The sequence below is a fragment of the Rhodopseudomonas sp. BR0C11 genome, assembly GCF_010820945.1.
Lineage (GTDB): Bacteria > Pseudomonadota > Alphaproteobacteria > Rhizobiales > Xanthobacteraceae > Rhodopseudomonas > Rhodopseudomonas palustris_H.
Window position 1 is genome coordinate 1 of record NZ_QTKI01000216.1, and the last position, 8,037, is coordinate 8,037.

An 8,037-nucleotide genomic window follows, 5' to 3' on the forward strand; every position below is an offset into this window, starting at 1 on the left:
AGGCCCTGGCGGCGGGCTTCTTCAGCGGCAGCGCCGGCGACATCGCGCGCCATCTCGCTGGCCCGTGCAGCCTGCTGCCGCGCGTAGTCGCGCGCCTGCGCCATCACCTCGTCGCTGGTGTCGCCGAACAATTCGCGCTCCGTCTCAGTCGCCGGCAGCGACGCGGCGATGCCAGCGCCAATCGCGACGCCGATTGCGCCAAGCAGCAGCGGCTGTTCGTTGAACAGGTCGCCGAGTGTGCTCTTGGCGCTGTCGAACAGATCGGCGCCGGTCTCAGGAATCGCACGTCCGAACTCGGCCGCCCGATCGAATGCCTCCGCCCCGCGTTCCCGCGCCATCCGTGCCGTCTCGCTGGCGACACTCGCTGCGCTGTCGCGCACATCCGAGAGTTTCTCCCCGACGTCGGCAAAGCGTTCGCCGACGCGGCCCATAGCGTCCGACGCGACGTCGGGCACGCGGTCGAGGCCGGTGCGCCGCACGATCCGCTCGGCGCTGGCCTTGGCCCGATCGCCGGTGAACAGCCACAGCAGCCCCATGCCAATCAGCGCGGTCGAGACGGGGTTGCGGCGCATCGCATCGCCAAGATCGCTGATCAAAGGCAAGCCATCCTTCTTGGTCATCGGATCATCTCCCCGGCCGCTTCCTTGTCGCGTTGCAATTGTTCGATGGTCATTTCAGGTTTCAACGTTTCCGGCGACAACCGGTTGGCGCCGAAGCCGATCAGCGCCGCCGCGATGCCGGTGGTGCAGCCGCCGACGATCAGATACGCGACCGAGCTGGAAAAGCCGTGCTCGACCAGCGCCGCGGCAGCGGCCATCAGCAGCACCACCAAGCCCGGAATCAAGATCACGGCGCCGGCGCCGATCATGGCTGCGGCGCGGCCGACTTGGCCAAGCTTGTCGGACATTTCCGCCCGTGCCAGCTCGAACTCATTGCTGATCAGCTTGGCGAATTGCGTGAAAGCGTCGCCGAACAGGTCCGGAATCGAACGGTTGTTATTCGGCGCGGTCATCATCGAAGCTCCGGTTGGGCTCGGCATCGACCACGCGGCTGTCACGTCCGCCGTTCGAACTCTTCAGGAAGCGGACCGCACCGAAGCCGGCAAGCACCGCCAGGCCGAGAAACACAGTCGGCTGCCGGCGGGCAAAGTCCTGCACCCCATGGATCAGGTCCGACAGATCGCCGCGCTGCACGGTGTCAGAGATGTCTTCGACCTTGGAGGCTGCCTTGCGCATGTACACACCGGCGATCGGCAGATCGTTGTCGAACTCGCGCGAGGCGCGGCGGATGGCATCCGCGATATTGGCGACATAGTCGGCGCCGGCCTGCTTCTCTTCGTAAGCGCGGCGCTTGAGGGACTCGCCGGCTTCGGCTGCGAAGTCGCGCGCGGTCTCGGCGAACTCCTCGGCCTTGGCACGAGCGGCTTCCGCGGACTCGCTGGCGAGGCCGACGATCCGCTCCTTCAGATCCCGCTCCGGCTCGGCGCCGCTTCCCATTTCTCCGGCCATGTCCTGCGGATCCTTCTTTGCTGATTTCGGCGGCTGCTGGCGACCGCCATTGGCGTTGCCAGTCGAGCCGGGAGTCTTGACGATCTGCTCAGCCATGTCCGATGTCTCCGATCAATGTTTGTTCTGCGAGGGCGACGGCGCTTCGAATGATGCAGCGGCCGCCTCGGCAACCTTGCGGACGCGCTGGCCGAGATCGCGAACGTTCTCGGTGATATCCTCGCCGGTCAATCCTTGCTGTTCGGCTTCCCGCGCGGCGCCTTCATAGGCGGCCCGGCCCTTCTCCATACCGCGCGTCATCGCATCCTTGGCGCGCTCGCCAACCTGCCGACCGACACGCTTGCCGCCGGCGCGGACACGCGGGAATGCGCTGGCGATGAGCCCGCCGATCAGGAGCCCGGCGCCAGCCACCAGCAGCGGATGGTCTGTCAGCGTCTGCTTTGCGGTCTTGGTCGCCCGATTGCTGAAATCAGTCGCCTGGTCGCGCAGCCGCGCAGCCGCATCCATGCCGGCATCGCGGGTGTCGTGCAGGGTCTCGCGCATCTTTGTCGCCGCATCGCCGGCGCGCTCGCGGACCTGCTCGGCAGCATCGCGCACGGTATCGGCGACGACACTGGCGAGCCCAGCGCCGCGTGCGGCGAGCTGATCAGCCTCCCCAGCAAATGCCTCACCGGCCGCGGTAGCGCGGCGGCGGAGATCGTCGCCGCTATGCGCGACGCTACGGCTGAGGTCATCGCCCTTGTGCTTGAGATCGGCAGCCGTCGCGGTGGCAGCCTGACGGAATTGTTCGGCCCGGGTGGTCACCACATCGCTCGCCGCATCGATCGCACCGGCAGCGTATTCGCGCGCCGCAACAGCAGTGTCTGCGGCATCGGCGGAGAATTCGCGGGCACGGCGCTCGAGGTCACCGGCGAGATCGCGCGCCTTGTCGGATGCGCGCTGCGTCAGCTCGGTGCCGGAACGGGTACCGGCGAGATACAGACCGGCGCCGATCATCAGCACAGGCGCCGGGATCGCACGCGCCACCTTCCACAACGGATAGGCCAGCGTGGCGCCGACCGCGACCGCCTGCACCGGGTTGTTGCGGATCGAGTCGCGAACGTTGTCGGCGATCTCTTCGCCGCGCGACTTGATGTAGCTGCCGACCTCGGCCTTGATGGCCGCTGGCGAATACTTCTCGCGCACCTCGTTGGCGGTGTCGGCGACGCTGGCGCGCAGCTGACCCACGGTCTCGGTCAGGCCGGCCCGGGCGCGCTCGGTGTCGCGACGAATCTCTTCCAGGCTGCGTGCGTCGTTGGCCATGAGATGCCTCCAATCCTTGTCTCGCGTCCCCAACTCGGGCGGGTCGGCTATGTTCCTTGCCGTCAATCCATTCATACAAATGGGGATTCGGGAACAACAGCGGAAGCGGCCCGGCACCTGCAAGTCCGAGATTCAGCGGTCGGCCGCCGCCCGATGCGGTGTTTAGCGGTAGCGAGGTCGGGGTAAGGTGGAGGACGCGCGATCATGCTTTCCGCCACCTGACGATGTTCGCTACAAAGCGAGGCGCGAACGGCCGGCGAACCGGCGGCGCAGCAATCCGGACCCGCCCCACACCTTTGGCCGCGGTCCGCATCAGGGGGGACACGATGGCGCTTCACGACTTTACGCTGGCCGACGTCTATCGCCGCAACGCGGCGCTGTTTCCGGAGCGCACGGCTTTCGTCGTCGACGGCGTCCGCCTGAGCCACCGCGACTATCTGGCGCGGGCCGAGCGGCTGGCCAGCGGGCTACTGCGCGACGGCATACAGCCCGGCGACCGCGTGGCGATCTTGTCACAAAACTGCATCGAGATGGTCGAACTGATCGGCGCGGTGGCGCTGATCGGCGCGATCCTGCTGCCGGTGAACTATCGATTGAATGCCGACGAGATCGCATTCGTGCTCGGCGACGGCGCGCCCAGCGTGGTGGTGGCCGGCACCGATTATCGCGACATCGTTGCCGGGGTGCTGCCGTCGCTCGGCGGCGTCAAGAAGGCCTACGCAATCGGCGACGGCAGCGGGCCGTTCACGTCGTTCAAGGATCTTGCCTCGGACGCGCCGCTGAACGCGCCGGAGTTCGGCGCCGCCGACGGCTTCGTCATCATCCACACCGCTGCGGTCGGCGGCCGGCCGCGCGGCGCGTTGATCTCGCAAGGCAATCTCCTGATCGCGCAAAGCTCGTTGGTCGACGCCTGGCGACTGAGCGAGACCGACGTCAATCTCGGTATGCTGCCGCTGTTTCATGTCACCGGGCTCGGCCTGATGCTGACGCTGCAACAGGCCGGCGGCGCGAGCGTGATCGCGGCGAAATTCGACCCGGCGCAGGCGGCGCGCGAGATCGAAGCTCACAAGGTGACGGTGATGGCCGAGTTCGCCCCAATGCTCGGCAACATTCTCGATCAGGCGCAGCCGGGGCAACTCGCCAGCCTGCGCGCGGTGACCGGGCTCGACACGCCGGAGACGATCGAACGGTTCGAAGCGACATGCCCCAACGCGACGTTCTGGGCCACGTTCGGCCAGTCCGAAACCTCGGGCCTGTCAACGTTCGCGCCGTATCGCGACCGGCCGAAATCAGCCGGGCGGCCGCTGTTCTGGCGCACCGTCGCAGTGGTCGACGCCGAGGACCGGCCGCTGCCGCCGGGCGAAGTCGGTGAGATCGTGCTGCGTGGCCCGACGGTGTTCAAGGGCTATTGGAATAACGCGGCCGCCACCCAGCACGCGTTCCGCAACCGCTGGCATCACACCGGCGACATGGGCCGGTTCGATGCCGACGGTTACTTGTTCTACGCGGGCCGCGCGCCCGAGAAGGAGCTGATCAAGACCGGCGGCGAGAACGTCTATCCGGCCGAGGTCGAAGGCGCGCTGAAGCAGCATCCGGCGATCGCCGAGGCGGTGGTGATCGGCGTGCCCGATCCGCAATGGAGCGAAGCCATCAAGGCGGTGTGTGTCTGCAAGCCGGGCGAGGGCATCGCCGCCGACGCCCTCGCGGAATTCGTTGCCTCACTGATCGCGCGCTACAAGAAGCCGAAGCACGTGGTTTTCGTCGAAGAACTGCCGAAGGACGCCAAGGGGGCTGTCGATCGGGCCGCGGTGAAGGCGGCGCACGGGCAAGCGTGACGCCGGCCGGCGCGCTCACTCACTGCAGCGAAAATCGCACCGGAACGGTGAAGCTGAGCGACGACTGGGTGATCTCGTTCGGGAACGGCGGCAGCGGCTGGGCGCGGCGGATCATCGCCATGGTTTCGGCATCCAGCGCCGAAAAGCCCGAGGTGCGGGCGAGCCGGCTGCCGAGCACTTGTCCGCCGCGACCGACGGTGAACGACAGCATCGCGGTGCCCTGCTCGCGCGCCGCTCGCGACGCGGTCGGATATTGCTTGTAACGGGCGAGATGCGCAGCGAGCCGATCGCGATACGACGGCAGTGCCGCGGCGGCAGCAGCCTGCCCGGCGTTCGCGGCGGCAGCGAGCGCCGCCTGACGCTCGGCCTTCGGCGCCGCAGTGGTGCGCGGCGCCGGCGGATGCGCATGCGGCTTGGCCTTGGTCTCGTCGCGCTTGGTATCATCGCGCTTCGCCCGTTCGCGCCTGACCTCCTCGCGCTTCGGCTTAGCGTCGTCGCGCCGGGCAGGTTCGACCGCAGCGGGCGGCTGCGGCAGCACGACCTCCGATTGCGGCAACACCGGCGCGGGGGGCTCAGGCTGCTGCGCCGCGAATTGCGGCGGCGCTTCGGGTGCCGGAGCCGGAGGCGGCTGTTTCGCCTCGTCCTGTGGCTTCGGCGCTTCCTGCATCTCAGGTCCCGGCGCGAGATCCTGGGGCTGCAGCGTGGGCGCCGCGGAGGCCGGCGCCATGTCGACCAGGATCGCCGGCATCACCACGCCAGGCGACGGCGACTGCTGATACCAGGCAACCGCTGCGGCGATCAGACCGAAATGTGCCACGACAATCGCGGTCGCCGACAGCAGCCATTGGCTGCGGCCGCGGCCGGGCGTCTCGTGCAGCACGTAGTCGTTCATGGCTGATCCCGGCCGTCGAGTCCGACCAGCGCGACCTTGAGATAGCCGGCGTCGCGCAGCAGGTTCATCACCGCCATCAGCTCGCCGTAAGCCACCGCTTTGTCGGCGCGCACGAAGATCCGCTCGTCCTTGTTGCCGCCCGTCGCGCTCTGCAGCGCGGAGGAGAGCGCGTCACGCGCCACGATCGTCTCCCCAACCGCGAGCGTCAGATCCGGCTGCACCGACAGATACACCGGCTTGTCCGGGCGCGGCTGCGGCGCTGCGGTCGAGGCCGGCAGATCGACGCCGATATCCACGGTGGCGAGCGGTGCAGCGACCATGAAGATGATCAGCAGCACCAGCATCACGTCGATGAACGGCGTGACGTTGATCTCGTGCGCGATCTCGAGGTCGTCCTCCGCCGCAAGCCGCCGTCCGCCGAGCCGCACGCCCATCGCCTCACCCTGCCCGCATCTGCCGCGCCGAGCGGCCGCGATCGCGGCTGACCAGCAGCAGCACCTGCGCCGACGCATCACCGAGCAGCGCCCGATACGCCGCAATGGCACGGACGAGGTAGTTGTAGATCACCACCGCCGGCACTGCGGCGACGAGGCCAAGCGCGGTGGCAAGCAGCGCCTCGGCAATGCCCGGCGCCACCACCGCCAGATTGGTGGTGTGCGCTTCGGAGATGCCGATGAAGGCATTCATGATCCCCCACACCGTGCCGAACAGGCCGACGAACGGCGCCACCGCGCCGATGGTCGCGAGAATGCCGGTGCCACCGGCGATCTTGCGCGCCATCGCCGCCTCGACGCGCTCGAGCCGCAGCGCGACGCGCTCCTTGAAGTCGGCATCGAAGGTCCAGCCCGACAGGCTGCCTTCGCGCGCTGCGGTCTGGATCAGTTGCGAGACTGCGTCATGCGCGCCCTCGCTGCTGCGGCCGAGTTCGGCGAGAGTCGTATCGGTTTCGAGTTTGGCAAGGCCGTCGCGGGCGCGCGCGGTTTCGCGCCGCAGCTCGACGGTCTTCGACAGCCACACCGTCCAGGTCGCGAGCGACGCCAGCGCGAGCCCGGCCATCACCACCTTCACGACGATGTCGGCGTTTCTGAACATGCCCCACGGCGACAGGTCGTGCGGCAGGCTGGCGATGTCGGCGGCGGCGTGCGCGGCGCTGCCGAGCAGCAGCGCGGCCACGGTGCCGAGCGCGCCGGCACGGACGAGATTGCGGATCATCGGCGTGACGCGAAACGGCGGCATCATCCACTTTCGACAGGCAAAGACGTTCGGCGCGGGGCCGCGAGCTATCGCATGGATCGCCGGCCGCCCGAAATCAATTCTGGCCCTTCAGCTCCCCTGCCCGACGGCCATCGCATAATCGCGGCGGACGCAGTTTGTTCTGGCTCAAAGCGGCTGGCTTCCGGAACTTCGCGGCGCACGCCGACGGCCTTCACGACAGCGCTCCGCGGCACGGAATTCCTCGGCAGATGCGGCAGAGAAGCCGTTTGCAGTCGCGCGCGCGACCTGCCACACTCCACGCAACACAACCGGCGCCATAAGCCGAGACAACAAGAAACGGGAGGAAGGATGAGCTCCTACGAGACGATCCTGGTCGAGCGACCGGATCCGGCGGTCGCACGAATCGTGATGAACCGTCCCGACGCGCGCAACGCGCAGAATCTGCAGATGACCTACGACCTGAACGCCGCGTTCGACGACGCGGTGCAGGACGACACTGTCAAGGTGATCATCCTGGCGGGCGCTGGTCCGCACTTCTCCGCCGGCCACGATCTGCGCGCGACCACCAAGAACGAAGCCGGCATCGACTTTCCGCCGGTCGGCGCCTGGGGCGGCTTTCGCGAGCCTGGCGCGCACGGACGGATGGCGCGCGAGCAGGAGATCTATCTGCAGATCACCCGGCGCTGGCGCAATCTCGCCAAGCCGACGATCGCCGAGGTCCACGGCAAGTGCATCGCCGGCGGGCTGATGCTGGCCTGGGCCTGCGACCTGATCGTCGCATCGGACAATGCGGAGTTCTGCGATCCGGTGGTGACGATGGGCGTGTGCGGCGTCGAATGGTTCGTGCATCCCTGGGAGCTCGGCCCGCGCAAAGCCAAGGAGCTGTTGTTCACTGCCGATAGCTGGAGCGCGCAAGAGGCCCACCAGCTCGGCATGGTCAATCACGTGGTGCCCGCCGCCGAACTATCCGCCTTCACCATGGCGCTCGCGCAGCGCATCGCCGCCAAGCCGAGCTTTGCGCTGAAGATGACCAAGGAAGCGGTCAACCGATCGGTGGATATCCAGGGTCAACCGGCGGCGATCGATCAGGCGTTCGCGCTGCATCAGCTTTGTCACGCTCACAATCTGCAGGAGTTTGGAATGATCGTCGATCCGTCGGGACTGCATCCGTCGGTGCGTAAACAGGTGAAGGTGTAAGCGATGGATCTCACGCCGAGTGACGAACAGCGGCTGCTGCGCGAAAGCGCCGACCGCTTCATCGCCGAGACCTACACGCCCAAGCTGCGCG

At 67.6% G+C, this 8,037-nt stretch carries 9 protein-coding genes; 2 read left to right on the plus strand and 7 right to left on the minus strand.

The window, feature by feature from the left end; all coding sequences use genetic code 11:
* From DYI24_RS16395 to DYI24_RS16410, 4 genes are all read right to left on the minus strand, one after another.
* The coding region (locus tag DYI24_RS16395) for a hypothetical protein (protein WP_164573054.1) at nucleotides 1-620 on the minus strand (620 nt) is incomplete at its 3' end.
* Nucleotides 617-1,012, minus strand: a complete 396-nt coding sequence (locus DYI24_RS16400; protein ID WP_107343395.1) for a phage holin family protein — start codon at nucleotides 1,010-1,012, stop codon at nucleotides 617-619. The genes DYI24_RS16400 and DYI24_RS16395, both read right to left, overlap by 4 nt.
* Nucleotides 996-1,604, minus strand: a complete 609-nt coding sequence (locus DYI24_RS16405; RefSeq protein WP_164573055.1) for a hypothetical protein — start codon at nucleotides 1,602-1,604, stop codon at nucleotides 996-998. Before DYI24_RS16405 ends, DYI24_RS16400 begins: the two co-directional genes overlap by 17 nt.
* A 15-nt stretch (nucleotides 1,605-1,619) precedes the next feature.
* Nucleotides 1,620-2,807 carry a hypothetical protein gene (locus DYI24_RS16410; protein ID WP_164573056.1) on the minus strand — a complete coding sequence of 396 codons (1,188 nt, stop codon included), beginning with the start codon at nucleotides 2,805-2,807 and terminating at the stop codon, nucleotides 1,620-1,622.
* 326 nt (nucleotides 2,808-3,133) lie between these two features.
* On the opposite strand from DYI24_RS16410, the gene DYI24_RS16415 reads away from it, so the two are divergent.
* Nucleotides 3,134-4,642, plus strand: coding sequence for an AMP-binding protein (locus tag DYI24_RS16415; RefSeq protein ID WP_164573057.1), 1,509 nt, complete (start codon nucleotides 3,134-3,136; stop codon nucleotides 4,640-4,642).
* 19 nt (nucleotides 4,643-4,661) lie between these two features.
* Here DYI24_RS16415 and DYI24_RS16420 read toward each other — a convergent pair whose 3' ends face one another.
* Genes DYI24_RS16420 through exbB form a run of 3 tightly spaced genes read right to left on the minus strand, consistent with a single transcriptional unit; the run spans nucleotide 4,662 to nucleotide 6,773 of the window.
* Nucleotides 4,662-5,534 (minus strand): energy transducer TonB family protein, encoded by an 873-nt coding sequence (locus tag DYI24_RS16420; RefSeq protein WP_164573058.1) that lies wholly within the window; start codon nucleotides 5,532-5,534, stop codon nucleotides 4,662-4,664.
* Nucleotides 5,531-5,968, minus strand: coding sequence for a TonB system transport protein ExbD (gene exbD / locus DYI24_RS16425; RefSeq protein WP_107354577.1), 438 nt, complete (start codon nucleotides 5,966-5,968; stop codon nucleotides 5,531-5,533). The genes DYI24_RS16420 and exbD overlap by 4 nt, the downstream gene beginning before the upstream one ends.
* Before the next feature lie 4 nt (nucleotides 5,969-5,972).
* Nucleotides 5,973-6,773, minus strand: a complete 801-nt coding sequence (gene exbB, locus DYI24_RS16430) for a tonB-system energizer ExbB (RefSeq protein WP_205523551.1) — start codon at nucleotides 6,771-6,773, stop codon at nucleotides 5,973-5,975.
* A 324-nt stretch (nucleotides 6,774-7,097) separates the two neighbouring features.
* On the opposite strand from exbB, the gene DYI24_RS16435 reads away from it, so the two are divergent.
* Nucleotides 7,098-7,946, plus strand: a complete 849-nt coding sequence (locus tag DYI24_RS16435) for an enoyl-CoA hydratase (RefSeq protein ID WP_164573059.1) — start codon at nucleotides 7,098-7,100, stop codon at nucleotides 7,944-7,946.
* The last annotated feature ends 91 nt before the right edge of the window (nucleotides 7,947-8,037 follow it).

Bases quoted from the DNA above. Each gene is read 5' to 3' on its own strand.
- DYI24_RS16405 (WP_164573055.1), bottom strand. From the start codon at position 1,604: ATGGCTGAGCAGATCGTCAAGACTCCCGGCTCGACTGGCAACGCCAAT.
- DYI24_RS16435 (WP_164573059.1), top strand. From the start codon at position 7,098: ATGAGCTCCTACGAGACGATCCTGGTCGAGCGACCGGATCCGGCGGTC.
- exbB (WP_205523551.1), bottom strand. From the start codon at position 6,773: ATGATGCCGCCGTTTCGCGTCACGCCGATGATCCGCAATCTCGTCCGT.
- DYI24_RS16400 (WP_107343395.1), bottom strand. From the start codon at position 1,012: ATGACCGCGCCGAATAACAACCGTTCGATTCCGGACCTGTTCGGCGAC.
- exbD (WP_107354577.1), bottom strand. From the start codon at position 5,968: ATGGGCGTGCGGCTCGGCGGACGGCGGCTTGCGGCGGAGGACGACCTC.
- DYI24_RS16420 (WP_164573058.1), bottom strand. From the start codon at position 5,534: ATGAACGACTACGTGCTGCACGAGACGCCCGGCCGCGGCCGCAGCCAA.
- DYI24_RS16410 (WP_164573056.1), bottom strand. From the start codon at position 2,807: ATGGCCAACGACGCACGCAGCCTGGAAGAGATTCGTCGCGACACCGAG.
- DYI24_RS16415 (WP_164573057.1), top strand. From the start codon at position 3,134: ATGGCGCTTCACGACTTTACGCTGGCCGACGTCTATCGCCGCAACGCG.